Below are 25,999 nucleotides of genomic sequence, written 5' to 3'. Positions count from 1 at the left end.
GGGCATGGGGCATTGGGCATTGATACTAATTATTCTGTTTGTCTCCCTTGTCCCCCTTGTCCTCCTTCCCTTGTCTCTTATACCAGCCGCTATGAGTACAATCATCCACAACCGCGATCGCTTTTTTGATATTCTCTCTCCGTTACGCCGATGGGTGGATCGATTTCAAATATGCGATCGCCGTACCGCCCATCTCATTTGTCAAGTTATTCCCTGTTGCTGTCCTTTTGAACGCGACGTTAAATTTTTCGGACACACTTTCCACATTCCCCCACTGTGCAAATTAAATCCACTTTACGACGAGTTTGTGGGTCTGCGCTTCCGCAGTCTGTCTTATCTTTCAGATGAGTGTAGTGAAGACATCACGAAATATATTTGCTAGTTCTTTGTGTTCCTCTGCGTTAAGAAATATTCTGAAAAACGAACCGCAAAGACGCGAAGTACACAAAGGAAGAAGAAAAGAAGAAAAACAAGAAATTTGATTGCCAATCACCCATCAAGTCATGAAAATCACCCAAGGCAAAATTAACGAGCTGCTGAGTGAACCAGGATGCGAACACAATCACAACAAGCATGGGCAGAAGAAAAACAAATCTTGTCACCAACAAGCCCAACCCGGTGCTGCTCAAGGAGGCTGTGCTTTCGATGGTGCATCCATCGCCCTAGTCCCGATTACCGATGCTGCTCATTTAGTCCACGGGCCGATCGCGTGCGCTGGTAATTCTTGGGGTGGTCGTGGTAGTCTTTCCTCTGATTCCCATCTCTACAAAATGGGTTTCACGACTGATTTAAGTGAGAACGATATCATCTTCGGTGGGGAAAAGAAGCTGTACAAGGCAATTTTAGAAGTACAGCAACGCTATCAACCTGCGGCGGTGTTTGTTTACTCCACTTGTGTGACGGCGCTGATTGGCGATGATTTGGATACAGTTTGTGAAGCGGCGGCGAAGAAAACAGGTATACCTGTTATCCCCGTAAATTCACCTGGCTTTATTGGCAGTAAAAATCTGGGTAATCGCGTCGGTGGGGAAGCTTTACTAGAATATGTTATCGGTAGTGCTGAACCAGAATATACTACCCCTTATGATATTAATTTGATTGGTGAGTACAATATTGCTGGCGAATTGTGGGGTGTTCTGCCATTATTTGAAAAATTAGGTATTCGCGTTCTCGCTAAAATTACGGGTGATGCTAAGTATAATGAAGTGCGTTATGCTCACCGTGCCAAGCTGAATGTGATGATTTGCTCCAAAGCCCTGATTAATGTGGCGCGAAAGATGGAGGAGCGTTATGGTATCCCTTATATTGAAGAATCTTTCTATGGTGTAGATGACATGAATCGCTGTTTGCGGAATATTGCTGCAAAATTAGGCGATCGCGCTTTACAAGAAAGAGTAGAAAAATTAATTACAGAAGAAACTACTGCGCTAGATATTGCTTTAGCTCGTTACCGCGATCGCCTCAAAGATAAGCGGGTTGTACTTTATACCGGAGGTGTGAAAAGTTGGTCGATTATCTCGGCAGCTAAGGACTTAGGCATGGAAGTTGTCGCCACTAGCACCAAGAAAAGTACTGAAGAAGATAAAGCGAGGATCAAAGAATTACTAGGAAAAGATGGCATTGCTATGGAAAAAGGCAACGCCCAAGAATTACTCCGGGTGATTGCCCAGACAAAAGCGGATATGCTGATTGCTGGTGGTCGCAATCAATACACTGCCCTGAAAGCCCGTATCCCATTTTTAGATATTAATCAAGAACGCCATCATCCCTATGCTGGATATGTGGGTATGGTGGAAATGGCGCGAGAACTAGATGAGGCTTTGCACAGTCCTGTTTGGGCGCAGGTGCGGAAGCCGGCACTGTGGGAGGTCACTGAGCGAAGTCGAAGTGACCGGGGAGCAGAGGAAGCAGAGGAGCAGAGGGGGAAAACTGTAGTTAGAAATTCGCAGAAATCGGTTGCGGTGAATCCTCTGAAGCAAAGTCAACCTTTAGGTGCAGCTTTAGCCTTTTTAGGATTGAAAGGTGTAATGCCTTTGTTTCATGGTTCTCAGGGTTGTACTGCGTTCGCCAAAGTTATGTTAGTGCGGCATTTTCGGGAAGCTATTCCCCTATCCACCACTGCCATGACAGAAGTTAGCACTATTTTAGGTGGCGAAGATAATATTGAGCAAGCAATCCTGACGCTGGTAGAGAAATCAAAGCCAGAAATTATCGGTTTGTTAACTACCGGACTCACGGAAACTAGAGGGGATGACATGGAAGGAATTCTCAGAAGTATCCGCAAGCGTCACCCAGAATTATATGATTTGCCGATTGTCTTTGCTTCTACACCTGATTTTAAAGGTGCGTTGCAAGATGGTTTCGCCGCCGCCGTGGAAAGTATAGTTAAGGAATTGCCACAACCGGGAGAAACCAGATTAGACCAAATTAATATTTTGGTAAGTTCGGCGTTTACCCCTGGGGATGTACAGGAAATTAAAGAGATTGTCTGTGCGTTCGGGCTAAAACCCATTGTAGTACCCGACCTTTCTGTTTCCCTTGACGGTCACTTGGATGATTCCTACAGTGCGGTGACTGGTGGTGGGACGACTTTACCAGAACTCCGAGAAATGGGTAGTTCGGTGTTTACCCTCGCACTAGGCGAGAGTATGCGCGGTGCAGCAGAAAGTTTACAAACACAGTTTGATATACCTTACGAGCTGTTTCCCCAACTGACTGGGTTAGATGCAGTAGATAACTTTTTGCAAGGACTGGTAGATATTAGCGGTAATGCAGTTCCAGAAAAATATTGCCACCAACGCCGTCAGTTACAAGATGCAATGCTGGATACTCACTTTTATTTCGGGTGTAAGCGGGTGTCGTTAGGACTGGAACCTGATTTGTTGTGGTCAACAGCTTGGTTTTTGCAATCGATGGGTGCGGAAATTCACGCCGCCGTGACAACTACAAAGTCGCCGCTTTTGGAGCAACTGCCTGTGGAAAGCGTCACTATTGGGGATTTGGAAGATTTTGAGCGATTAGCAGTAGGTTCTGATTTGGTGATTGCTAATTCTCATGGTAAAGCGATCGCTCGCCGTCTGCACACTCCTCACTATCGGCTCGGTTTCCCTGTTTTTGACCGCTTGGGTAATGGACAGCGTTGTACTGTCGGCTACCGAGGAACTATTCAACTTTTATTTGACCTGGGCAATTTATTTCTAGAAGCCGAAGAAGAAAAAGCCAAGCATTAAAAAATTCCTAATTATTGGAGGATAAATTATGAAAATTGCCTTCACCACTAGCGATCGAATTCATATTAATGCTCATTTTGGTTGGGCGAAGAAAATAGATGTTTATGAAGTTTCACCGGAGGGTTATCACTTTCTCAATACTTTGAAATTTGATGGCGACCTCAAAGAAGATGGGAATGAGGATAAATTAGTTCCCAAAATTGAAGCTTTAGCTGATTGCACGATTGTTTATGTATCAGCAATTGGCGGTAGTGCGGCTGCTCGGTTAATTAAGAAACGCATTACACCAATCAAAGCGAGGTCTGAGGATGATAAAATTACTGACCTTTTAGATCAGTTAGTCCAAACTTTAAAAGGCAGCCCTCCCCCCTGGTTGCGAAAAGCTTTACAACAAAAATCACCAAGTTTTGTAGAAGAGGAAATAACCGTATGAGTTCCACAGAAACTGTCAACCAAACTACTAGCAGCGAAGCGTTAAATTCTCCTTTTGTGCAAGAGTTAGTTAGACAAATTCGCGCCCAAGATTCCTATGGATTTTATCGCAATTGGTCGGATGAATTAATTCTCAAACCTTATATTGTCAGCAAGCAAGCGAAACGCCAAATTTCTGTAGAAGGTGATGTGGAAGCGGCTACCAAAGCCAGAATTATGTCATTCTATCGCGCGATCGCCGCACAAATTGAACAAAAAACTGGTTCATTATCCCAAGTTGTCATCGACTTGAGTCATGAGGGTTTTGGCTGGGTGCTGGTGTTTTCCGGTCGTTTATTGCTAGTCGCTAGAACTTTACGTGATGCTCAACGTTTCGGCTTTGATTCTCTAGAAAAATTAGCAGATGAGGGCGATAAACTGACACAAAAGGGTATTGAGTTAGCAGAGAAATACACTGAAGTTGCCAAGTTGTAATAATTCGCAGGGTAAAATTATGGTGCCAGCAGCAGAAACAGATTGCGAAAATAAAAAATCTATTGAAGATTTAAAACTACAAATTAAGCGGCTGAATAGTAAGGCAGGTCAAATGAAGATGGATCTGCATGATTTAGCGGAAGGCTTGCCAACAGATTATCAAAACTTGACAGCAGTAGCAGCCGAAACTTATGAAATTTACCGTCATTTAGATGAACTGAAATCTCAGTTAAAAAGTTTGGAGCAGAAATCATGACATGGGATGTTGAAAAGTTTAATCAAATTGTCGATGCGGAGGAATACTTTGAGTTTTTTCAACTTGATTACGATCCTCAAGTTGTCCATGTTAATCGCTTACATATTTTGAAGCTGTTTTCTCAATACATTCGCGAAATTGATAATAATAATTCCGCAGCCAGTCAAACAGAAAAACTCGATTTATACTGTACGGCACTCAAACAAGCTTACGAAGTTTTTCTCAGTTCCACACCTCTACAACAAAAGCTGTTCAAGGTGTTTAAACAGAAGCCAAACAATATTGTCATGCTGACAGAAATCGCCACCAGCTAAATCTCTTTCTCTGTGTTCTCCGCGCCCTCTGCGGTTATATAAATTATTTTTTAACCGCAGAGTTCACAGAGGCGCAGAGTGAAGAAGTTATTGTAAATGTATGCACTTTGAAAGGGCTATTCCTAGCCCCTAGTCCCTAGCCCCTTCAAAACAGGAGAAATCAACAGTGGTAAATCTCTCGCCTACTGAATTAGAACGTTACCGTCGCCAAATCATGCTCCCTGGTTTTGGCAAAGAAGCACAGCAGAGGCTTAAGTCAGCAACGGTGCTAGTTACAGGTGTGGGCGGATTAGGCGGTACAGCAGCGCTTTACTTGGCGGTAGCTGGTGTGGGGCGGCTGATTCTAGTTCGAGGCGGTGAGTTGCGGCTAGATGATATGAATCGTCAGATTCTCATGAGTGACGATTGGGTAGGTAAGCCGCGCGTGTTTAAAGCCAAAGAACGGCTGGCGGATATCAACCCAGATGTGGAAGTCGAAGCCATTTTTGATTACGTTACGCCAGATAATGTAGATTTTTTGGTTCAATCTGCCGATGTAGCGCTTGATTGCGCCCATAATTTTACCGAACGTGATTTATTAAATGCAGCTTGTGTGCGTTGGCGTAAGCCAATGGTAGAAGCCGCGATGGATGGCATGGAAGCTTACTTAACGACAATTGTCCCTGGTGTAACACCTTGCTTGTCTTGCTTATTTCCCGAAAAACCCGAATGGGATCGGCGTGGTTTTGGCGTACTGGGTGCGGTTTCGGGTACTCTGGCTTGTTTGACAGCGCTAGAAGCAATTAAGGTGATTACTGGATGTAGTCAACCATTGTTATCGCAACTATTAACGATGGATTTGCACCAGATGAATTTTGCTAAACGTCGTTCATATCGCGATCGCAATTGTCCAGTCTGCGGTACTCATTCTCACCAATATTCTACTCCCCAACAACTAAGTCGCGTTTTAGTCAATAGTCAATAGTCAACGGTCAATGGTCAAAAGGTATATTTTATGACGTTAACTTTAACAGAAGCAGCAGAATTCCGGCTGCGTACTTTCCTTTTAGCCTCAAGTAAAGATGAAAATGCTACTCAAAAGGGTATACGTGTGGCTGTTGAGGATGGCGGTTGCAGTGGCTACCAATATTCCATCAAAGTAATCAATACTCCCCAAGCCGATGACATAGTTTTGCAACAAGGGAAGTTACGGATATATGTTGATTCCCAAAGCGCGCCATTACTAGAAGGCGTGGTTGTGGATTTTGTCGATGGCTTGCTAGAGAGCGGATTTAAGTTTAGCAATCCCAACGCTACAGATACCTGTGGCTGTGGGAAATCATTCCAAACAGGGAATTGCAGCCCTGCTGGCGTACCTTGTAGCTGATACTCAAAACCTTAATTTATTTTGGAGGACATGAAGATGACAACTTATCAAGTCAGACTAATTAATAAAAAGCGATCGCTCGATATCACCATCCCTGTTGATGAAAATACCTCAATTCTCAATGCCGCAGAACAACAAGATGTAGAGTTACCCTTTTCTTGCCAATCTGGTTCTTGCTCTAGCTGCGTCGCCAAAGTCGTTGAAGGTGAAGTAGATCAATCCGAACAGGTATTTCTCGATGACGATCAAATGGCTAAAGGATTTATTGTCCTCTGTGTCTCCTATCCCCGTTCAGACTGCACGATTCGCACTCACCAAGAACCTTATCTAGTCTGATCCTCAGTCAATACCAATAGCCAGCAGAGGAGAAACCATCTCCAAAACTTTGCGTACCTCCACGTTGACTTTGTGCTCCTCTGCGTTAAAAAAATTATCCACGGATGCGATCGGAAAAAATTCACATTGGTCATCAAGGAAAATTACACTATGGCAATACTCACTGGTTTGACCTTCGGGGGTCAAGTCTGGACACCCCAATTCGTGCAAGAAATTAACCAAGATAAATGTATTGGCTGTGGTCGATGCTTTAAGGCTTGCGGTAGAAATGTGCTAGTACTACGAGCATTGAATGAGGATGGTGAGTTTGTGGATGACGAGGAAAATGAAGAAATCGAGCGTAAAGTTATGTCCATCGTTCATCCAGAGTATTGTATTGGCTGTCAAGCTTGCGCTAGGACTTGCCCGAAAAATTGTTACACCCATAGTCCACTCGAACTAAGTTAATGTAGTTTGTAGGTAGCTTGACAAGCACAAAATCACCGATGAAACGTATAAAATGAACGCTTCACACGCGGTTTTCTAGCTGAGTTAGAGGAATGACTTTTTGTTCGTCCAGGTAAGGATTGCTATTGTTAGTTAAAGTTTCTGTAAAAGCTTCTCGACCTGTAATCAATCTAGAGCGACGGTTACGAGTGATATAGTTCCAAGCCCACTGAAATACTACTAGCAATTTAGTGTCAAACTCGATTAAGAAGTAAATGTGAACTACTAGCCAAAATGCCCAAGCAATGAAACCTGTGAGTTTGAGGAAGCCTAAATCTACAACAGCTAAGTTTTGCCCAATCATTGCCAAACTACCCACATTGTTGTAATGAAATTGTGGTAAAGTCTGACCTTTCAGCCGTTTTTGAATGAGTCTAGCTACATACTCTCCTTGTTGTTTGGCTACGGGTGCAACACCAGGTAAGGCTTTAAGATCTTGATGGGAGAAGTTGGCTAAATCTCCAATTACAAAAATGTTTTTATAACCCCTGATAGTCAAGTCGGGTTCTACAATCACACGTCCGGCGTGGTCGCATTCTACATCGGTACGTTCTGCTAAGATTTGCCCCATTGGGGAACCTTTTACACCCGCTGCCCACAATATAGTTTGTGAGCCAATTTCTTTAATTTCAGCACCTTGCTTGAAAGTAACGATGTTATTTTCAATATTTGTCACTCTGGTGTTAGTGTGAATAGCCACACCCAATTCCTGTAAAGATTCTGCTGCTTCTTGGGATAAATCTGGTGCCATGTGTGGGAGGATGCGATCGCTCCCTTGCAAGAGTAAAATCTTTGTTTCTGAGGTGTCGATGTTGCGGAAATCTTCTTTGAGGGTTTTGTATGCCAACTCAGCGATCGCACCTGCTAACTCTACACCAGTAGCGCCACCGCCCACAATCACAAAAGTCAACCAAGCACGGCGTTTTTCGGGATCGGTTTCTTTTTCTGCCGCTTCAAATGCACCAAATATCCGACGGCGCATTTCTATCGCATCTTCAACAGTTTTCAAGCCAGGAGCATAGTCTTTCCAATGATCCTTACCAAAATAGGAATGGTTAGCACCTGTGGCAACAATTAATGTATCGTAAGGTACTACTCTATCGCCCATCATCACTTGTTGTGCTTTGGGATCGATATCATTTACTTCTCCTAGCAACACTTGTGTATTCTTACTTTTGCTAAATACAGCTCGCAATGGTGAGGAAATGTCACCTGGTGATAGGGTACCTGTCGCAACTTGATATAAAAGCGGCTGAAATAGGTGGAAGTTACGTTTATCGATGAGAGTAACATTCACATTAGCTTTAGCCAGATGTTTTGCTGTATAGAGTCCACCAAAGCCTCCACCAATGATTACAACCTGATGTTGTGCATTATTGTCAAGTGCAACTACCATACGAAGTATTTCCTTGTGTTAAGAGAGCGTAACTTTTCTTAACAAAGTTGTAACAGCATGATGAGAGAGATTTCGGTCTATTTAGAACAATTTAAAAAATCATAAAAGTATCAAAGTTAGCAATTAAACATTAAATAAGTCGATGAGAAAAAACCAAACTATGTCAAGAAAAGTAAAATCTCTGTATTTGGCTCGTAGTCGCGCTTTAGCGCTATAGACGCAACGCGGTGAAGCAGTGCGTTGGGCGGGTTTCCCGACTTGAAGCAACTGCTGAACCCGAAGGGCTTCTCGCAGAGTAGCGCGACTACAAACAAGTGATGATTATTTGCACCGAGTTACTTAGACCTATCTTGAAAATGTCTGTGGAGGAGTGGTTTAAGAAGTAGGTCAGAGTTGGGTAGCATTGACGATCTACTAACAAGTAAAGAGCTTAAAGCCTGAAGACTTTAAACTCTTGTATGGATTACGCCCAGAGGCATCGGAATAAAATTTTACATTTACAATGCTTGGCTGAGTACTACTCAAAAGTCTGCAATAGTGGAAATTCGTTGTTTCTGTTTAGGGCTGTCCAAGGGTGGGAGTGGATGATTTTCAAACTGAGAATAATGTGAATTAACTCGGTGAGCTTTTTGAACTATCCGTTGAAAAAACAGATTGGCTAATTTTAATTCCCGAAAAATCTTTTGTGGATCTTCAAGATGGGTTGTGGGTAGTTGCTGTCCCATTTTTTTGAAGACTAGACCTAGAGGAATTTTAATTTCATCCTGGAGTTTAAGAAAACGAGTAAATGTCGGTGCAAAAGCGGAAATTAAAGAACCAACACCTCCTCTAGCTTGTCCCCAACCGATGTAGTAAATTCCTTTATAATCTTCAAGAAACGATCCTCCATAACATTTCACTGTTGCTCCTTCCACCCGTTGCAGTTCTGGAGGTAAAAATGGATAGGCAACATGAAAACCAGTTGCACAAACAATTAAATCAAAGGTTTCTCGACTACCATCGGCAAATTCAACTTCCTTACCATCTAAACGTCGTACCTTTGGCTTATAGGCAATGCGACCGTGTTTAATATAGTAAGGCACCTCATTATTTAAGGTCGGATGCTTATCAAAAATTTGATATTTGGGTTTGGGTAGACCATAATCTTTGTGCTTACCAAATGTCAGCAGAATAATTACATAAGCCATAAACCGCTGAAACCATTCTGGCATCCACCATTTAGTTAAATCAGAAATTGGAACACCTGCAAAGGTTTTGGGAATAAACCATACAGATTCACGCATACTCAACACAGATTTAGCTCCCACCCTAGCTGCTTCTGCGGCTATATCACAAGCGGAATTCCCTCCACCAATCACCAGAACTCTCTTACCACGTAGTTGCTGAGGATTTTTATAATCTTTGGAGTGAATTATCTCTCCATCAAATTCTCCTCTGAATTTAGGAAAACGTTTGCACCAGTGATGACCATTACAAATGATAATTCCTTTGTAAATTCTCCGTTCCCCATTATCAAAGGTAACTTCCCAAAGATTATTCTCAACAGGCCGCACGTAGTTAACTAGACGATTCAGTTCAATATTTTTACGTAAATCAAAACGATCGGCAAAGGAGTTTATGTAATCTCGTATGTTTTGAGCGCTGGGGAAGTCCGGATAATTATCCGGCATAGGAAAATGGGTAAATTGGGTAATCTTGCGTGATGAAATAATGTGTGCAGTTTCATATACACCATGATACCAATTTCCACCAATGTCATCGCTGGCATCAACTTGGTCATAGGAAATACCCGCATTCTTGAGCGCTTCAGCCATACCCAATCCCACAATACCAGCCCCAAGAATTAGATGCTTGTGAGTAGTGTCCAACATAATTTTTAATTTTTCTTGAGTATTTTCTAAACTTTTGACAGATGTAGAGTTAACCCACTCAACCTAGGAGATATTCCTAGGCTATAACATCAGGGAATACGTGCAATTTATTGGCAAAAATACCTCTAATTGCTGCCCGTATTACCTGTATTAGGCTAAAAGTAGCCAAGGCTAATTTTGCCGATATGCATCGTCTGAAAATCATCACCAGACTATGTTTAAAAAATTGCCTTTTACCTATAAATTAGGATTTGACAGACCAGAACCACTACTTTTATCCGTACCATTTGAACCCCTCTAATTTTTAGGTGACAAAAGTCTGTGCCAAATAACTTAGACTTCGATTGGCACAGTAAAAAATCAGCTTTTTCAGCAATTTTCAGATTGTAGAGCAATTTTATTTTTGTAACCCTTTAGTAGCAAGACTCATGCCACGCTCGCTACTTCTACGCCGTGTTAAGTCGTTGTCATATACCCCGGAACACCCTAGTTTATGTTGGCTAGAGTTTCATATCGTTCCGATTGCAGAATTGGAGTAAGACTAAAAAATTGATAAACATCGGGAAGCTTGACGTTATATTCTTTAACTTCATTGTTGTGTTTATTTCTGCCGACTTATTATTAGCTTCAAATCTTAGGTGAACTGACGATGTGTAACTGTAGCAGTGAATACGGTATTTTAATTTAAAAAAATTCCTTAACATGTCTCTATAAAATATTAATTAATACAAGTATAATCAATTATTTTGAGATGGATAATTTGGAGTAATTTCAGATCGTACTTGTGTTTAAAAATAACTTGTCGGCATTGAGCCGAGATGGACGACGCCTTGTTTGATAAGAACTCAGTATAACTGCATCTGATGGCTTACTAAGTTCATAGATTAAATTAATAGTATTAGACTTTTATATAACTAATACACTACTAATAGAATTAAAGTTTACTATAAGTATTAATGCTTTTAACTCTACATATCAGTTTAATTGTCTGCTTGTAATTGAGTCGCAGTTAAATTTATGCATTTTCAATGTTGGTGTGTTTAATAGCAAATTTATCGCCAAGACAGCGCGATCGCTAGGCGAATTACTTGATTATGTACTTGTTTAATCATTCATTTCTAAGGCAAAATTCTGTCACCAGTCGAAGGATCGAATACAAACAACTGGCTCAAATCTAGTTGTAGGGAAAGGCGATCGCCTGGATGCAAACGCACGCCACCACCAATCTGCACATTCAATAACGCCGATGAATCGGGTAAACTGACGCGAATCAAAGTTTCCCTTCCTAAAGGTTCCACCACCCTCACCTCAACTACTAATTCTCCCCCTTTGTCTTCTCTGTGTTCTCCATGCCTTTGTGGTTCGTTAATATAAATATGCTCAGGCCTAATTCCCAAATTCACACTTTGTCCCTGACGCAAGCGTAAATTCTCCAGTAAATTTGGTGGAATTTCTAATAACTGACCGCTAACATCAAAACCATCATGCTGATAAATTGCTGGCAAAATATTCATTGGTGGATTACCTAAAAAAGATGCCACCATTTGATTAGCAGGAAGCTCATAAATAGTTTGTGGATCGCCAATTTGTTGAATCCTACCGCGATTTAGCACCACAATCTTATCCGCCAAAGTCATCGCTTCAACTTGATCGTGGGTGACATATATTGTCGTAATTCCCAAATTTTGATGTAGCTGTTTCAACTCAGCCCTAGTATCATCGCGTAATTGGGCATCTAAATTAGACAAAGGTTCATCTAATAAGAAAACTTGTGGCTGACGCGCGATCGCTCTTCCTAATGCTACCCGTTGTTGCTGTCCCCCAGAAAGTTGTTTGGGTTTGCGATCCAGCAACTTATCTAAAGAAAGCGATCGCGCCACTGTACTGACTCTATCTTGAATCACCTTCGTGTCAACTTTCCGCATCTGCAAGCCAAAAGCGATGTTTTGCGCCACCGTCATGTGCGGATAAAGCGCATAGTTTTGGAACACCATCGCCACATCCCTCTGTCTAGCAGGGATATTATTCATCAAGCGATCGCCAATATAGAGTTTGCCAGATGTGGCTGTCTCTAAACCGGCGATCGTGCGTAAAATTGTAGATTTACCACAACCAGAAGGCCCCACCAGAACCCAAAACTCCCCATCGGGAATTTCAAAAGAAATATCCTCGATCGCAGTCACGTTGTTAAATCTACGCTTAATGTCTTCTAGCCTAACATTTGCCATTATTTGATTTTGTCCTTTGTCATTTGTAAGTTGTCATTTGTCCTTTCTTTTGATAACTCAGGACTAATGACTGATAACTACTTCCAAGCTGGATGAGCAAATAAAGAAGCAATAACTCGCACTCCGCGCAGTTGATTAGATAGAGGTAAATGACCTTTAGGAGCACTTAAATCCCAGATAAACTCATTAGGATATCGCGTCCAATTATTACCATCTTTCCAACCAATTTTTGTCCAGAAATTATCCCAATTTTTTCCTAAGCCTAACCAGATTTCTCGCTGTACTGAAAAACCAAATTTGCCTTCAGAGTGGACTAACCAAAGATGATTAATAGTTTGCAAGTCAACAGTAGGGAAATTTTCCACTTCAGTAAAATACAACCATTTTCGTTGTGTTGCTGTTGGGCCCGCTAATTCACACATTTTTTGGATGGTGAGGCGATCGGCTGCTTGGAAGTCTTGGGTAGCAAGTGCTTGTTGCAAGGGATTGTAATTAATCCCGGACTCTGATTTTAGAGGTACAATGCCCTCAGGAAAATTTGTTTGTAGAAATTCTTTGGCTTTAGGTGCATCAGAGTTGTAGAGTACTTGGTAGGCTTTGCCATCAAGCCAAGTTGCTGGGGTGTCAGAACGTTTCAGTAAAAACTCCATCAATACATCCAATCCCTCGTTACCCAATTCAGCTAATTGTGGGATTATCTGTTGTTGGACTTGAAGAGACCCAGCGATTAACTGGAGGCGAAGGGAGTCGATGTCACTAGCAGGGCCTGATACAATCATTGGGTCTGTCATGCCATTACTCGTTTTAACGGGATTGTGAAACAGCGATCGCTATGGTGTGTTTTTCAAGATGAAACACTGATAGCGAAAAGTAGTTTACTATTTTTGATCGTACAAAATAGCGATCGCTTCGCTCAATTCCATAACTTCAGCCCCAAATAAGGTACAAGGTGAATAGGGGGAAAATCTGCACCTCAAAGGAAGAGAAGGGACAAAGGATTATGGTAAAAACCTCTCTGTACCTGATTTACCTCTACTTCCTGCTGTCTCATCCTCAATTTCAGAGCAAATACGCAGTAAAATTTGCAAGCCTCCCATAAAAAATTTTCTGTATTTGACTGGCCGCCAATCGATCAGGAGCGTGTGATTTATGTACGAAAAGATTACCCCCCCAACAACTGGAGCAAAAATTACCTTCAAAAATGGTGAACCAGTTGTGCCTGATAACCCAATTATCCCCTTTATTCGAGGAGATGGAACGGGTATAGATATCTGGCCTGCTGCCCAAAAAGTACTTGATGCTGCGGTAGCAAAAGCATATAACGGTAAACGTCAAATTAGTTGGTTTAAAGTTTACGCTGGGGATGAAGCGTGCGATTTATATGGTACATACCAATATTTACCCCAGGATACGCTAACGGCAATTGAAGAATATGGTGTTGCTATCAAAGGGCCTCTAACAACTCCTGTGGGGGGCGGCATTCGTTCCTTGAATGTGGCACTAAGACAAATTTTTGACTTGTATGCTTGCGTGCGTCCTTGCCGTTACTATGCAGGGACACCCTCACCCCACAAAAACCCCGAAAAACTGGATGTAATTGTTTATCGGGAAAATACAGAAGATATTTATTTGGGGATTGAGTGGCGACAAGGTAGCGAAATCGGCGATCGCTTAATTAAAATTCTCAACGAAGATCTCATCCCCGCCACCCCAGAACACGGCAAAAAGCAAATTCCTTTAGATTCTGGGATTGGCATCAAACCCATCAGCAAAAAGGGTTCTCAGCGCTTGGTACGCCGTGCGATTAAACACGCCCTACTATTGCCCCAAAACAAGCAACAGGTGACTTTGGTGCATAAAGGCAACATCATGAAGTACACCGAAGGCGCTTTCCGTGATTGGGGTTACGAACTCGCAACCAGCGAATTTCGTGCCGAGTGCGTCACCGAACGGGAATCTTGGATTTTGAGCAACAAAGAGAAAAATCCCAATATTTCCTTAGAAGAAAATGCCCGTCTAGTTGACCCTGGATTTGATGCTTTAACTCCAGAGAAAAAAGCGCAAATTGTCAAGGAAGTTGAAACAGTTCTTAATGCAATTTGGGATAGCCACGGTAACGGCAAGTGGAAAGAAAAAATCATGGTCAATGACCGAATTGCTGACAGTATCTTTCAACAAATCCAAACCAGACCCGATGAATATTCGATTCTGGCGACGATGAACTTGAATGGCGATTACCTATCCGATGCGGCGGCTGCGATTGTGGGCGGCTTAGGAATGGGGCCAGGGGCGAATATTGGTGATGCTTGCGCCATCTTTGAAGCTACCCACGGTACAGCACCCAAACACGCCGGCTTAGACAGAATTAATCCCGGTTCGGTGATTTTGTCTGGTGTGATGATGCTTGAGTATTTGGGTTGGCAAGAAGCCGCAGATTTAATTAAGAAAGGTTTAGGAGATGCGATCGCCAACCGTCAAGTCACCTACGACTTAGCGCGGTTGCTAGAACCACCTGTAGAACCCCTCAAGTGTTCTGAATTTGCCGACGCCATTATTCAACATTTTGGTTAATAGAAAAGGAACTAGGGGCTAGGGACTGAGAAAAAGCAAGAGAGCAAAGAGCAGGGGATACAAACGAGTCAAGGAAGTTTCTCCCCTCTCTCCCCACACTTCCCACACTTCCCTCCCTCCATCTTCCTCATGCCCCATTCCCCATTTCTTGATTTTTTGCCACCTGAATCGAAGAAAATAAAATTTATCAAGTTATTTAATTGATTCGCTGCAAAAAATTTTATGACTATTAATCGACGCCATTTCTTGTTTTTACTCGCAGTAGGTACGGGGACTTTTGCATTAGATGGTTGTGCTACAGCAGAGCAATCTCCTAGTGCCAGTTCCAGCAGTCCCCTACCAACACCAAATACTACTCAAGGAGCGATTCAATTACCACCTTTGCCCTATGCTTACAATGCGCTGGAACCACACATTGATGCAAGAACAATGGAGTTTCATCACGATAAGCATCATGCAACTTATGTGAAAAACCTAAATGCTGCTTTAGAGAAATATCCACAACTTAAAAGCAGAACTGTTGAAGAACTGTTACGTAAACTTGACACCGTACCCGCAGATGTTCGCAAAACGGTACGTAATAATGGCGGTGGGCACGTGAATCACTCGATGTTTTGGCAAATTATGAAGCCCCAAGGTGGTGGCGAACCAACAGGAGCGATCTCATCCGCCATTAATGAAAATTTTGGTAGTTTTGCTGCCTTTAAAAAACAATTTAACGAAGCTGGTGCTTCTCAATTTGGTAGTGGTTGGGTTTGGCTTGTCCGCAACACAAATGGCAAATTGGAAGTCAATACAACAGCTAACCAAGACAGTCCCATCAGTGCAGGTAAATATCCTATTTTAGGTAATGATGTTTGGGAACACGCATATTATCTCAATTACCAAAACCGCCGCGCCGATTATTTAGAAGCTTGGTGGAATGTGGTTAATTGGGATGAAATTAACAAAAGATTTGCCGCCGCGAGTAAGTTTGCTTAGATTAGAACAAGAGGGAGAAATGAGCATTAGTTAATGTCTCCCTCTGTCCTCTAATTCTAATAGTCAGTTTTCAACTATTGGACTATTTTTTATTTCCAGATCTTGCTTTAGAAAAGGGATAACTTTCTGGATACACTTCATTTCTTACTAGCTAATTAATGGCAATACCCTAAATTTTTGATAATATCTGGAGCCAGTATCTTGCATCGCTGTTTCGAGACACTGGCTTTTTAAATTAACTTAATTTTGAGAAATTTCAATCTAAGATTACTCGCACTTTAGCAATTACTGTATCTGGATCGCAGGGTTTATGGATAATGCCATCAATCTTGATATTGTCTTCATTCATGACATCTTCTTCATTTAAACCTGTCACTAACAAAATAGGAATAAATTGAAATTTAACCGATTCTCTCAGACGGCGAACAACTTCAAATCCATCTATTTTTGGCATCATCACATCTAGTATTAGTAAGTCAGGTAAATTAGAGGTTGTTTCCAAAAAGGCAAGCACCGCTGCACCCGAATCAACAATTTCAATCTGGCATGGCTCTGCTTGTAAAATCGTTTGAAGAAGAAAAGAGTCATCAGCAACATCATCACAAATCAATATTCGCTTAATAAAAGCCTCCAATAGTCTTAGTTTCAGAAAAAATAGTTTCTTTCACCAGACTGAATAAAAATTAGTAGATTTTTATACCGTTATTGAAGCCCTATACCTATCAAGAGCATCCAAATGCCAAATTGTCTAAGTGTAGATATATATACAAGCTTGAGTCTGTCCGGTATCGGATATATAGGCGCTATCGTGCCTACAAGTTGCATTTTTTAGCGGCTGTAACTCTTGAGCAGCCGAGAATGCCCTGAAATAGTTAAGACGTAGCTTCAGCTAAATAAGCGGCGATATTCTGCTGTGGTGATACCGTAACATTCGCAGGCAGAGGTTTCCAAACCCTTTCTATCAAGAATTTGGATCTGTCCCCGTTGGTAACGGATTAAGCCCCTACTCTGAAGTTTACTAGCAGCTTCGCTAACTCCAGAACGCCTAACGCCAAGCATCGTGGACAGAAATTCTTGCGTGAGAGCAAGTGATTCTGAACCTATACCATCACTACTCATGAGCAACCAACGGCACAGTCTCGCTTCTAGATGATGAAGAGCGTTGCAAGCAGTACTTTGGGAACCTAAAACAATAACTGTATGTATGTAACGGAGGAGAAGCTTTTGTACTGCGCCGCCTCTGTCGAACGCCTCTTTGAGGATCTGAGCTTTAACACGCACAGCCAAGCCTGCAATTTGTACCAACGTTTGCATCGGCGTTGTACTTGCATCTAAAAGGATTGGCAAACCTGCCATTCCCTCACGTCCAACACACCCAGATTCAACTGTTGAGCCATCCTCCATCACTGTTACTAGAGAAAGCAATGAGTTAACAGGGAAATAAATAAAAGATATCGGCTCATCAGGCGAGATAATAAATTCTCCTAATGAGAGCGAAACTAGCTCCAGATGAGGATGCAAGCGTTTTAGCTCCTCTGGTGGAAAGTTATCTAGCAGGCGGTTTTCTGTTAACTCTTGAGGCTGGTGAATCACAGGTGTAAAAGCGATAGATACTACCTAAATTAGCTTAGGAGATGATTAATAATTATCTTGCTATCTAGATTTTTTCTCTCTGTCTCTAGAGAACTACTTTGTAACATTTATAAGTAATTATAGTTACTGACGTTGACTTCTTGCTCATGAGTTAGGTTCTCCTAGCAAAACAATTGAGCATTTTAATTCTCTAATTACTTGGGTGGTTACATGGCTGACGGCTAATCCACCTGCTGTGCGATAACGGACAGAACGCAACACTGCTAAATCAAATTTCTGAGATTCTTGAATGATGACTCTAGCAATATCATCACCTCTAATTGTTTGAATATTTGTCTTCACCTGTAACTGGCTTTTATCGGCAATTTCAGACATTTGCAAGGCAAATTTGTCTACTAAGTTTTGAGGTGTTTTGCGATCGCTCACGTGTAAAAGTACTACTTCTGCTTGATTGACATCAGCTACAATTTGTGAAAACCTGACAGCACCTATAGTTTGCCGTGTTAAGTCTCCAACCGGGACAAGAATTCTTTGGATAGTCGTGGGACTGCTTAACAGGCGCGTCACTGCTACCGGACAGTGAGATGACCAAAACACGCTATCAATTACACTACCAAATAAACGGGCACGCAAACCTGTTGTCCGCGACCAACCCATCACCACTAAACTAGCGTTTTGTTCTCGACTAACACGGCTAATTCCTAAAGCTGGATCGTCATCAATCCGAATTGTCGGCGATACTTCTACACCAAATTCTTGACTGATTTCTCTGGTTAAATTTAATCGCTTTCTACTTTCTTCTAGCGCTATTACTAATTGGGGATCGTCCATTTGAACATGACTTTTCGTAATAGCTAAGGGTACAATGGTTCCAGATTCATGACGACCGATTAGGGCTGCCATTTCTATTAGATATCGTTGGGTTTGGGGGTTGTATATCGGTACTACAATAGTGAATGGCTCATGGTTTTCATCTACTACTTGTTCCTCCGCATTTTCCCACCAAGTTGTTAGCCTATCTGTTTCATAATCTGACTGAGAAACCTGTAACAAAGTAGCAGTTCTAGCTGTAATTACCGGGCCGAGAATAGCCGTAACTAACATCAGCACAATCACACTGTTTAATACACCTTCATTGATGAGCCTTTCGCCAGCTGGATTTACCGTTTGATAAGCAACTAATGTTGCTGCTAACGTCGCTGCTACCTGTGGTAAAGACAATGACCACATCGTTAACATTTCTGCCCAGTTGTAACGGTAAAGCAGTTTGGCTAATAATGCCGCTATAAATTTACTGCCAATTAAAGCCACTACAATAACTACAGTCAGCCAAATTGAACTGAGAGTTTTCAGAAATGCCGGAATATTAATTAATAATCCCATGTCTACAAAGAAACAAGGGATGAACAAAGCACTGCCAATAAATTCTACTTTTTCTTTAACTGGGCTGCGTCCTAGAACATCGTTGACGGCTAAACCTGCTAAAAATGCTCCAACAATTTTTTCAACTCCAATTACTTGCGCTCCGACTGAGGCTAAAAATAATGCTAATAGGATAAAGATAAACTGGTTACTTTGTTCATCCCCAGAACGGCGAAAGAACTGTTTTCCTGCCCAATCAAAGCCGAATAAAACTACAACAGAATAAATTGCCAATCCACCCAACAAAGTTACTAAACTGAGGGCAGAAAAATCTCCGCCATGAATGCCTACACAAATTGCTAATACAAGCAAAGCACCTGTGTCTGTAAAAATGGTGGCACCAATTGTAACTGTTACTGCTTCATTTGTGACAACTCCCAAACGGCTAACAATGGGATAAGCTAATAGAGTATGAGAGGCAAGCAAAGAACCAATTAGAACTGAAGAGTTCCAACTAAAATTAAATAAACGTCCGGCAACAATTCCAGCAATTAGTGGAACTAGAAATGTCAGAGTTCCAAAACCTATTGAACGATTTCTTGTTTTACGAAACTGTTCTAAATCAATCTCTAACCCTGCCACGAACATTAAATAAATCTTGCCAATATCCGAGAGCAATTTGATAGTTTCGGATTCAGAATTTAACAGCTTTAATCCATTTTGCCCTAAAATTACGCCTGCTACGAGTAAACCTACTAATCCAGGTAGTCGCAATCGCTCAAATAAAGGGGGTACAGTAAAGATTACTGCTAGGAGAATGGTAAATGCAATGATGGGACTATCTGCCAAGTTTAATGCCATTGTTTAGGAATTACATTAAAGGGTAGAATTCAGTACTAAATGAATATTTTTATCTATCTACTGAATCTTGCTAAATATTTAAATCTTCAATAGCATAAATTTAGCGATCGCATTTATGCTTCTATCTTAAGTTAGTTGTTTATATCTATATTAAGTCTCAATTGCGAAATAAATACTCGTGACAAAAAAATCAGCATAAAATCATGATATAATTACTTTTTTATTGAGATATCAAACTTCTCGGTAATAAAAATTTGCGTAAAAAAGCATATTCAGTATTTAATATGCCAAAAATATAGAAATAGAATTTAATTTTTGAAAAGTGCGCTACTTTTAGAGAGATATCAAAATCAACGCCCGATGTTTTGCTGAAGCGAGTTATCCTTGTGCATGGTTAGGGTTGCAAATGTTAAAAGGATTATATCAATTGCAAAGATGAGTTGTTCAAAGTGATGGAGTGGCAAACCCTAATGCAAATACAGCAAGATCTACTCACAAAAGCTTATGCTGCATTTAACGCTCGCGATATTGATTCTGTTCTCGCGTTGATGCACTCTGATGTGGAATGGGCAAATGGTATGGAAGGCGGTTATGTTCGCGGACGTGAAGCAGTACGTAATTATTGGACTCGCCAATGGAAATCGATCGATCCCCATGTCGAACCCCAGAAATTTCAACTCGATCGAGGCGGACAAATCGTGGTCGATGTTCATCAAGTTGTACGCGATTTAGACGGAAAATTAATAATAGATAAAATGGTTCAGCATATTTACACTATCGATAATGGTCTAATCCGACGAATGGACATTCAGGATTCATAAATGCGATCGCCTATCAAACTAATACAAATTCATATTGGCAAAGTATTTGGAATTCACAGATGAGTCCATTGCTCAATCGCTCCTAAAGCTTTCAAAGTGGCTTTTTGGGCTTCGGTTAAACCTGTAATATTTGTAATATTCATATCTTGATAGGGTAACTCAGCCTTAAGGGTTTTCAAACATTCACCCTTTTTCCAATCCCAAATTTTGATACTATCATCAGCGCTACCACTAGCAACGATTTGTCCATTGCCATTGAACGCAACACAACGGATCTGATTTGTGTGTCCCTGTAAAGTGGCAAGGCATTGACCCGAATTCACATTCCAGAGTTTGATTGTTTGGTCAGTACTGCAACTAACAAGTGTTTGATTGTCTGGGCTAAATTTGACTTGAAAAACTTGATTGGTATGCGCTTGTAGAGTTTTCAAACATTCACCTGTGTTAGCATCCCAAAGTTTAATGCTGTGGTCAGCACTGCTACTTACCAAAGTTTGACCATCAGGACTATAAGCTACTGACCAAACCCAGTTATTATGTCCTTGCAAAACTTTCAGGCACTTACCATTGTGGATATGCCACAGCCTGATAGTTTTATCAAAGCTACTACTAGCAAGAATTTGCCCATCTGGACTAAAAGCGGTTGACCAGACGAAACTTGTATGTCCCTGCAAAGTATTAATGCATCTACCATCATCAATACTCCATATCTTAATAGTTGTGTCGAAACCACCACTGGCAAGAATTGGTTCCACAGGGCTGAAGGCAACTCCTGACACCCAACTTGTATGCCCTTGTAAAATTTTTAGACATTCACCCGTACCTAAAGCCCAGATGCGAATCGTGCGATCGCAACTGCTACTAGCAAGGGTTTTTCCATCGAGACTAAAGGCAACAGATGTCACCCAACTCGTATGCCCCTGTAATATTTTTAAACATTCACCTGTATCAGTATCCCAGAGCCTTAAAGAATTAGTACTGCCACTAGCAAGGATTTTTTCATTAGGACTAAAGGCAACTGACCAAATCTGATTGGCATAGCCTTGAAATGTTCTTAAAGCTTGGTTACTCTGCAAATCCCACAGTTTTACAGTGCGGTCTTCGCTACCACTCGCTAGGATTTGCCCGTTGGGGTGAAAGGCAACTGACCACACCATGCTGTCGTGTTCCTGCAAAATTTTCAAACATTGCCCTGTGTCAGTCTCCCAGAGTCTGACAGTTGCATCTCCACTGCCACTGGCCAGAATGTGCCCATTGGGGTGAAAAGCGACTGACCACACTATACTGTCGTGTCCCTGTAAAGTTTTGAGACATTTACCCGTGTGAGTATCCCAAAGCCTAACAGTTTGGTCGTGGCTACCACTAGCAAGGGTCTTACCATCAGGGTGAAAGCTAACTGCCCATACTGGACTGGTGTGCCCTTCTAAAACTCTCAAAACTTGACCTGTACTGGCTTGCCAAAGCCTAATAGTTTGGTCGTCACTACTACTAGCAATTGTTTGACCATCAGGGCTAAAGGCAACTGTGCGCACTTGATGGTGATGTCCAGAAAGAATTTTCAAACATTGGCCTGTGTTGACATCCCATAACCTAATGGTTAAATCGGCGCTGCCACTAGCAAGAGTCTGACCATCGGGGCTAAAGGTAACTGACGATACCATCCCCGTATGTCCATGTAAAATCCTTAAGCTTTCACCTGTTTTTACATTCCACAGCCTAATGGTGCGGTCTTCACTGGCGCTAGCAATTGTCTTTCCATCAGGACTGAAACTAATTGACCAAATCCAAGCTTGGTGTTCTTTGAGAGTTAAAAGTGGTTGACCTATTTCTGCTGTCAGTCCCTTGCTACCAAGAATTTGCCAGAGATTAATTTTCCCCGTACCATCTCCGATCGCTAAAATTTCTCCATTCGGGCTAAAGGCTACAGTTGTAGCAACGCTAAAGGCTTGAGTAAAACTAGATTTAGCTAGATCGGAACGGGCAAAGCTGACTCGATGTAGATCTATTCCTTGCAGATCGGCGTGCCAAATTGTTAAATCGGAAAAATCATAGTTTGTTAAATCGATTTGCAAATAACGGCAAAGATTGATCAGATTTCCGCCACCATAACCAGATAGTCTATTTTCTGGCTGTCGCAGTAACTCTGTAATTGCTTGAAGTTGTTGTTTGAGAATGAAATTTGAGCTAAATACTCTCCTAAATAGTTCAGCAACGGGTTGTAAAATCAGCCGAACTTGACTTGAACGCACGTAATCTTTGACTGTTGTCTTAATTAAGGCATGGCTGAGGAATAATGAGAGGTTTTTTGTAATTAATTCGTTAACAATCTGCTCAATCAATCGGTCAGTGACGTATTCCATGACCACAGGTTGTTGAGTGTAGCTACCAGATTTCTTCTCTAAAAGCGATCGCCCATTTAAAGCTTCCAAGCCCTCCAAAATTCTGCTTTTGGGTATCGCCCCAACAATGTCTGCTTCTAATTCAGCGATTGTTGTCCACTCGCGATTAATTGCTAACCAATACATAATGGTTTGCTCTAATGGCGATAGCCTCTCAAACTGCCGATCCAAAAGACGCCGAATGCCGTTAAAAATAATTGTGTCTTGTTTTTGGAATTCACCGATGTCACCATCAAATAATTCTTGAATAGAGGTAGTAACTATCTTGATAGCTAGAGGACTGTTACCGTAGCGATCGCACAATGTCTGTTTCTGTGCTTCATTCCCCACCAATCTCTTCGCCTGTAATAAGGACTGTGCTACTTCCGGCGAACCTTCCAATTTTAGCGATCGCACTGCTAGTTCTTCCCCTTCTAAAGTAGCGATTTCGCTAGGCTTTTCTCGACTGGTCAATATTAGACAACTTTGATGTTTAGTTTCTCCTACCAAGCGCAGCAGTTCGCTATATCCCTCATAACCTGGGCGATACTGTCCAGCTTGCTGTGCATCCAAAATCGTTTCCAGATTGTCTAAAATCACCAGACAACGCTGACTACGCAAGTATTGAATTAGTATTCCTATATCCGCTTTTGTTTCTTGTTGGTGGGATACAAACGCTATTAAATCAGTTAACAGTGTTTCTAAAGGGGGTGCGTTACGCAGACTGCGCCAGATAATCAACTCGAAATCTACTTGCAGAGATTGAGCTAGCTTCACGCTACAAGCACTTTTACCAATTCCACCCATACCTAAAAGTGCAACCAATCGACATTGGTCTTGTACAATCCACTGTTTGAGGGTTGCAAGTTCGCTTTGACGGCCATAAAAAAATGAAACATCAACCGCTTCACCCCAATCTTGACGCGATTTAGGTAAGTCTTGAGTTTGTTGTTCTAAGCTTGCAGTCCCAGAGTTGGCATCATAACTTTTTACCATGCGTTGTTGCGACTGCAACCTTCGGTCTAATGCTGCTTGCAGGTTATTTTTGCTGACTTCTTCCCCCAGTGCTTCTGATAGCACCTTCCAAAGCTTTGGCCCTACATCACGCCTGACATAACTTTCAGAATAACCAGAACTTTGTGCAATCTCTTCATAAGTCTGCTTTTGCAGCGAACCGACAATAATTGACGTTTCGACATCATTTAGATATCTACCAAAACGCTCAAATAACGCAGCATTTACAACAGAGACCTTGAGTTCCAGGCTCATCTTTTTACATCTGACTCCTACTTGGTAATCATACCTGACTTTTCCAGACACTTTTAAAGTTGCGAGGAGATAAATTCTGTTCTGGTAGATTTAAATATTTAAAAAAATAATGTGAAATTAGTGCTTAATCCTTATTTTATAAGTTTTCTAATTTCACAAAGAAATATCCGACATTGACTGACTTTTTCATCTTGTAAATTCCAGACAATTACTGTAATGACACCCACATACAAACCAAATATATTTATAAATATCAAGATTATTCATGCTTAATTAAAACCCAATTAAAAATTTATGCATGAAATCGAGTTGAGTTATTTACTTTGAAATTGAACCTTGGCGGCTAGTTAAATTAATACTTTTATTGAATACAGAGTCTCGGCTTCTTGATTAACATTTCAAGAGAAATTTAACTAAGCCTAATAATTACTTAACTTATATATGGAGTTTATTTACTTATGCATCGCTCTCTAAGTACAGGAGAACATAGTTTTTGGTTATATGACCAGGTAGCACCTTTTCATTTTGTAGTCACTGCACAGATAACTGGAGAATTTAGTGTTAGTCAATTAGAAAAGGCACTTATTAAGCTTCAGCAACGACATCCATTATTACGAGTTTGTATTGTGACTGATGCATCTGGACAACCTTGGTTTAAAGAAGATGCAGCTAAAATTCCTGTGCGGGTTGTACAGCGTTTGGGAGAGCAAGATTGGCAACGAGAAGTTGAACAAGAACTTTCTCAACCTTTTGATTGGAGTCAAGCACCTCTATTGCGGATAGTACTTGTCCATTCTCCTGAGGTTTCAGAAATCATTGTCACCACTCAACACTCAATTGGAGATGGTTTATCGTCGGTTTACCTGCTAAGAGATATTTTGCAAGCTGTTGGTATACCCGATAGCGAACAGCAAATTTTACCTGTGCGTCCTGGTTATGAAGAGTTAATTCTGGAGAAGGCTGGGAAAATACCCATTTTGCCAAGTTTAGAAAATAGCGATCGTGTTAACGATTTTCAAAGTATAAAAGCAGATACATTGCCCGAAAATCAAACTATTCGTTTACTAACTTGGTCACTGTCATCAGAAGAAACTGCTTTGCTCATCTCTCAGTGTCGTCAAGAGCAAACTTCGGTTCATGCTGCTATTTGTGCGGCTTTTCTGTTAGCAGTTTCTCAAGAAAGCGGTCAACAGTCCAATCTCAAGTGTGTATCTCCTATTGATATTCGCCAACACCTTGCACCTTTGATTGTCGAAGATTGTGGTTATTATGCTTCCGTGGGAATGACGACACATGACATTACCCCTGATTTAACATTGTGGGATATTGCGCGATCGCTCAAATCTCAACTTCATCCGCAAATCACGCTAGATCGAGTTGCTCAAAGAATTATCGCCAGCCAAGCTTTCTTGCAGACCAATCCTAGTCCTAGTCAAGTCAAGCAAGCCTTCGATGATGCCTATACTCATGAAGTTTTGGTTTCTAATCTTGGGCGTTTAAATATTCCGCAACAGTATGGCAATATCCAACTCCAAGCAATTTACGGGCCTGCTGTGGTGACACACCTCAAAAATGAGCGTTTTATCGGAGTTGCTACTGTAGGAAACCAAATGTTTTTCACTTGTACCTATTTAGATCCAGAAACTTCACCAGCCGAAGCTATGCAACTTCAGCAAGCAGCAATGCAACAACTTAATCGCTATAGAGTTGCTGTCATTAATTGATTAAACGCAGTCTTTTTCAGCACATTTTAATATCGGCTCAAACAAATGAC

Annotated in this window: 22 protein-coding genes; 14 read left to right on the top strand and 8 right to left on the bottom strand. The window is 41.4% G+C overall.

Annotated features, from left to right (window positions below; translation table 11 throughout):
• Window positions 1-91: 91 nt before the first annotated feature.
• From AACU33_RS21385 to fdxB, 10 genes are all read left to right on the top strand, one after another.
• On the top strand, window positions 92-382 hold the full coding sequence (locus AACU33_RS21385; protein ID WP_096595336.1) for a Mo-dependent nitrogenase C-terminal domain-containing protein: 291 nt from the start codon (window positions 92-94) through the stop codon (window positions 380-382).
• Window positions 383-503: 121 nt separating this feature from the next.
• Window positions 504-3,230: a bifunctional nitrogenase iron-molybdenum cofactor biosynthesis protein NifEN gene (locus AACU33_RS21380; protein WP_096590557.1), complete on the top strand. Its 2,727-nt coding sequence runs from the start codon at window positions 504-506 to the stop codon at window positions 3,228-3,230.
• 28 nt (window positions 3,231-3,258) lie between these two features.
• Window positions 3,259-3,663 carry a nitrogen fixation protein NifX gene (gene nifX, locus AACU33_RS21375; protein WP_096590556.1) on the top strand — a complete coding sequence of 135 codons (405 nt, stop codon included), beginning with the start codon at window positions 3,259-3,261 and terminating at the stop codon, window positions 3,661-3,663.
• Entirely contained in the window at window positions 3,660-4,136 is a 477-nt protein-coding gene (locus AACU33_RS21370; protein ID WP_096590555.1) for a NifX-associated nitrogen fixation protein, read from the top strand. The genes nifX and AACU33_RS21370 overlap by 4 nt, the downstream gene beginning before the upstream one ends.
• Window positions 4,137-4,155: 19 nt before the next feature.
• Window positions 4,156-4,392 (top strand): CCE_0567 family metalloprotein, encoded by a 237-nt coding sequence (locus AACU33_RS21365; protein WP_096590554.1) that lies wholly within the window; start codon window positions 4,156-4,158, stop codon window positions 4,390-4,392.
• The gene (gene nifW, locus AACU33_RS21360) at window positions 4,389-4,706 is read left to right on the top strand and encodes a nitrogenase-stabilizing/protective protein NifW (protein ID WP_096590553.1); all 318 of its coding nucleotides are present in this window, start codon (window positions 4,389-4,391) and stop codon (window positions 4,704-4,706) included. The genes AACU33_RS21365 and nifW overlap by 4 nt, the downstream gene beginning before the upstream one ends.
• 166 nt (window positions 4,707-4,872) lie before the next feature.
• Entirely contained in the window at window positions 4,873-5,670 is a 798-nt protein-coding gene (locus tag AACU33_RS21355) for a HesA/MoeB/ThiF family protein (protein WP_096590552.1), read from the top strand.
• Window positions 5,671-5,700: 30 nt separating this feature from the next.
• Window positions 5,701-6,072 (top strand): iron-sulfur cluster assembly accessory protein, encoded by a 372-nt coding sequence (locus AACU33_RS21350; protein WP_096590551.1) that lies wholly within the window; start codon window positions 5,701-5,703, stop codon window positions 6,070-6,072.
• 36 nt (window positions 6,073-6,108) lie between these two features.
• Window positions 6,109-6,408 (top strand): 2Fe-2S iron-sulfur cluster-binding protein, encoded by a 300-nt coding sequence (locus AACU33_RS21345; RefSeq protein ID WP_096590550.1) that lies wholly within the window; start codon window positions 6,109-6,111, stop codon window positions 6,406-6,408.
• A 150-nt stretch (window positions 6,409-6,558) separates the two neighbouring features.
• Window positions 6,559-6,855, top strand: coding sequence for a ferredoxin III, nif-specific (gene fdxB / locus AACU33_RS21340; protein ID WP_096590549.1), 297 nt, complete (start codon window positions 6,559-6,561; stop codon window positions 6,853-6,855).
• A gap of 61 nt (window positions 6,856-6,916) precedes the next feature.
• Here the strand turns inward: fdxB and AACU33_RS21335 are convergent, their stop codons facing one another.
• From AACU33_RS21335 to AACU33_RS21320, 4 genes are all read right to left on the bottom strand, one after another.
• Window positions 6,917-8,290 (bottom strand): NAD(P)/FAD-dependent oxidoreductase, encoded by a 1,374-nt coding sequence (locus AACU33_RS21335; protein WP_096590548.1) that lies wholly within the window; start codon window positions 8,288-8,290, stop codon window positions 6,917-6,919.
• Between the two features lie 521 nt (window positions 8,291-8,811).
• A complete protein-coding gene (locus AACU33_RS21330; protein ID WP_096590547.1) occupies window positions 8,812-10,161 on the bottom strand; it encodes a flavin-containing monooxygenase in 1,350 nt (449 codons plus the stop codon).
• 1,118 nt (window positions 10,162-11,279) lie between these two features.
• Complete coding sequence (locus AACU33_RS21325; protein ID WP_096590546.1) at window positions 11,280-12,389, bottom strand: ABC transporter ATP-binding protein; 1,110 nt, start codon at window positions 12,387-12,389, stop codon at window positions 11,280-11,282.
• A 77-nt stretch (window positions 12,390-12,466) separates the two neighbouring features.
• Complete coding sequence (locus tag AACU33_RS21320) at window positions 12,467-13,180, bottom strand: GUN4 domain-containing protein (RefSeq protein WP_096590545.1); 714 nt, start codon at window positions 13,178-13,180, stop codon at window positions 12,467-12,469.
• 358 nt (window positions 13,181-13,538) lie between these two features.
• Here AACU33_RS21320 and AACU33_RS21315 point away from each other — a divergent pair, with 358 nt between their 5' ends.
• On the top strand, window positions 13,539-14,960 hold the full coding sequence (locus AACU33_RS21315; RefSeq protein WP_096590544.1) for an NADP-dependent isocitrate dehydrogenase: 1,422 nt from the start codon (window positions 13,539-13,541) through the stop codon (window positions 14,958-14,960).
• A 222-nt stretch (window positions 14,961-15,182) separates the two neighbouring features.
• Window positions 15,183-15,941 (top strand): superoxide dismutase, encoded by a 759-nt coding sequence (locus AACU33_RS21310; RefSeq protein ID WP_096590543.1) that lies wholly within the window; start codon window positions 15,183-15,185, stop codon window positions 15,939-15,941.
• A gap of 256 nt (window positions 15,942-16,197) precedes the next feature.
• Here the strand turns inward: AACU33_RS21310 and AACU33_RS21305 are convergent, their stop codons facing one another.
• From AACU33_RS21305 to AACU33_RS21295, 3 genes are all read right to left on the bottom strand, one after another.
• Complete coding sequence (locus AACU33_RS21305; RefSeq protein ID WP_445291795.1) at window positions 16,198-16,551, bottom strand: response regulator; 354 nt, start codon at window positions 16,549-16,551, stop codon at window positions 16,198-16,200.
• 275 nt (window positions 16,552-16,826) lie between these two features.
• Complete coding sequence (locus AACU33_RS21300) at window positions 16,827-17,534, bottom strand: Crp/Fnr family transcriptional regulator (RefSeq protein WP_096590541.1); 708 nt, start codon at window positions 17,532-17,534, stop codon at window positions 16,827-16,829.
• 144 nt (window positions 17,535-17,678) lie between these two features.
• The gene (locus AACU33_RS21295) at window positions 17,679-19,757 is read right to left on the bottom strand and encodes a cation:proton antiporter domain-containing protein (protein WP_096590540.1); all 2,079 of its coding nucleotides are present in this window, start codon (window positions 19,755-19,757) and stop codon (window positions 17,679-17,681) included.
• A 470-nt stretch (window positions 19,758-20,227) separates the two neighbouring features.
• On the opposite strand from AACU33_RS21295, the gene AACU33_RS21290 reads away from it, so the two are divergent.
• The gene (locus tag AACU33_RS21290) at window positions 20,228-20,578 is read left to right on the top strand and encodes a nuclear transport factor 2 family protein (protein WP_096595335.1); all 351 of its coding nucleotides are present in this window, start codon (window positions 20,228-20,230) and stop codon (window positions 20,576-20,578) included.
• Window positions 20,579-20,631: 53 nt separating this feature from the next.
• On the opposite strand, the gene AACU33_RS21285 is transcribed toward AACU33_RS21290, so the two are convergent.
• Window positions 20,632-24,225: an NB-ARC domain-containing protein gene (locus AACU33_RS21285; RefSeq protein WP_096590539.1), complete on the bottom strand. Its 3,594-nt coding sequence runs from the start codon at window positions 24,223-24,225 to the stop codon at window positions 20,632-20,634.
• A gap of 458 nt (window positions 24,226-24,683) precedes the next feature.
• Between AACU33_RS21285 and AACU33_RS21280 the strand changes: the two genes are divergently transcribed.
• A complete protein-coding gene (locus tag AACU33_RS21280; protein WP_096590538.1) occupies window positions 24,684-25,949 on the top strand; it encodes a phthiocerol/phthiodiolone dimycocerosyl transferase family protein in 1,266 nt (421 codons plus the stop codon).
• Window positions 25,950-25,999 lie beyond the last annotated feature (50 nt).

It is taken from the genome of Calothrix sp. NIES-2098, from assembly GCF_963875125.1.
In the GTDB taxonomy this organism is placed as follows: Bacteria; Cyanobacteriota; Cyanobacteriia; order Cyanobacteriales; family Nostocaceae; genus Aulosira.
This window is presented reverse-complemented; position numbering and strand designations above follow the sequence as displayed.

Excerpts from the sequence above, each read along its gene's own strand:
- AACU33_RS21365 (WP_096590554.1), top strand. The coding sequence starts at position 4,156 with ATGGTGCCAGCAGCAGAAACAGATTGCGAAAATAAAAAATCTATTGAA.
- AACU33_RS21335 (WP_096590548.1), bottom strand. The coding sequence starts at position 8,290 with ATGGTAGTTGCACTTGACAATAATGCACAACATCAGGTTGTAATCATT.
- AACU33_RS21315 (WP_096590544.1), top strand. The coding sequence starts at position 13,539 with ATGTACGAAAAGATTACCCCCCCAACAACTGGAGCAAAAATTACCTTC.
- AACU33_RS21310 (WP_096590543.1), top strand. The coding sequence starts at position 15,183 with ATGACTATTAATCGACGCCATTTCTTGTTTTTACTCGCAGTAGGTACG.
- AACU33_RS21330 (WP_096590547.1), bottom strand. The coding sequence starts at position 10,161 with ATGTTGGACACTACTCACAAGCATCTAATTCTTGGGGCTGGTATTGTG.
- AACU33_RS21285 (WP_096590539.1), bottom strand. The coding sequence starts at position 24,225 with ATGAGCCTGGAACTCAAGGTCTCTGTTGTAAATGCTGCGTTATTTGAG.
- AACU33_RS21370 (WP_096590555.1), top strand. The coding sequence starts at position 3,660 with ATGAGTTCCACAGAAACTGTCAACCAAACTACTAGCAGCGAAGCGTTA.
- fdxB (WP_096590549.1), top strand. The coding sequence starts at position 6,559 with ATGGCAATACTCACTGGTTTGACCTTCGGGGGTCAAGTCTGGACACCC.
- AACU33_RS21290 (WP_096595335.1), top strand. The coding sequence starts at position 20,228 with ATGCAAATACAGCAAGATCTACTCACAAAAGCTTATGCTGCATTTAAC.
- AACU33_RS21385 (WP_096595336.1), top strand. The coding sequence starts at position 92 with ATGAGTACAATCATCCACAACCGCGATCGCTTTTTTGATATTCTCTCT.
- AACU33_RS21350 (WP_096590551.1), top strand. The coding sequence starts at position 5,701 with ATGACGTTAACTTTAACAGAAGCAGCAGAATTCCGGCTGCGTACTTTC.
- AACU33_RS21380 (WP_096590557.1), top strand. The coding sequence starts at position 504 with ATGAAAATCACCCAAGGCAAAATTAACGAGCTGCTGAGTGAACCAGGA.
- AACU33_RS21295 (WP_096590540.1), bottom strand. The coding sequence starts at position 19,757 with ATGGCATTAAACTTGGCAGATAGTCCCATCATTGCATTTACCATTCTC.
- nifX (WP_096590556.1), top strand. The coding sequence starts at position 3,259 with ATGAAAATTGCCTTCACCACTAGCGATCGAATTCATATTAATGCTCAT.
- nifW (WP_096590553.1), top strand. The coding sequence starts at position 4,389 with ATGACATGGGATGTTGAAAAGTTTAATCAAATTGTCGATGCGGAGGAA.
- AACU33_RS21280 (WP_096590538.1), top strand. The coding sequence starts at position 24,684 with ATGCATCGCTCTCTAAGTACAGGAGAACATAGTTTTTGGTTATATGAC.
- AACU33_RS21345 (WP_096590550.1), top strand. The coding sequence starts at position 6,109 with ATGACAACTTATCAAGTCAGACTAATTAATAAAAAGCGATCGCTCGAT.
- AACU33_RS21320 (WP_096590545.1), bottom strand. The coding sequence starts at position 13,180 with ATGACAGACCCAATGATTGTATCAGGCCCTGCTAGTGACATCGACTCC.
- AACU33_RS21325 (WP_096590546.1), bottom strand. The coding sequence starts at position 12,389 with ATGGCAAATGTTAGGCTAGAAGACATTAAGCGTAGATTTAACAACGTG.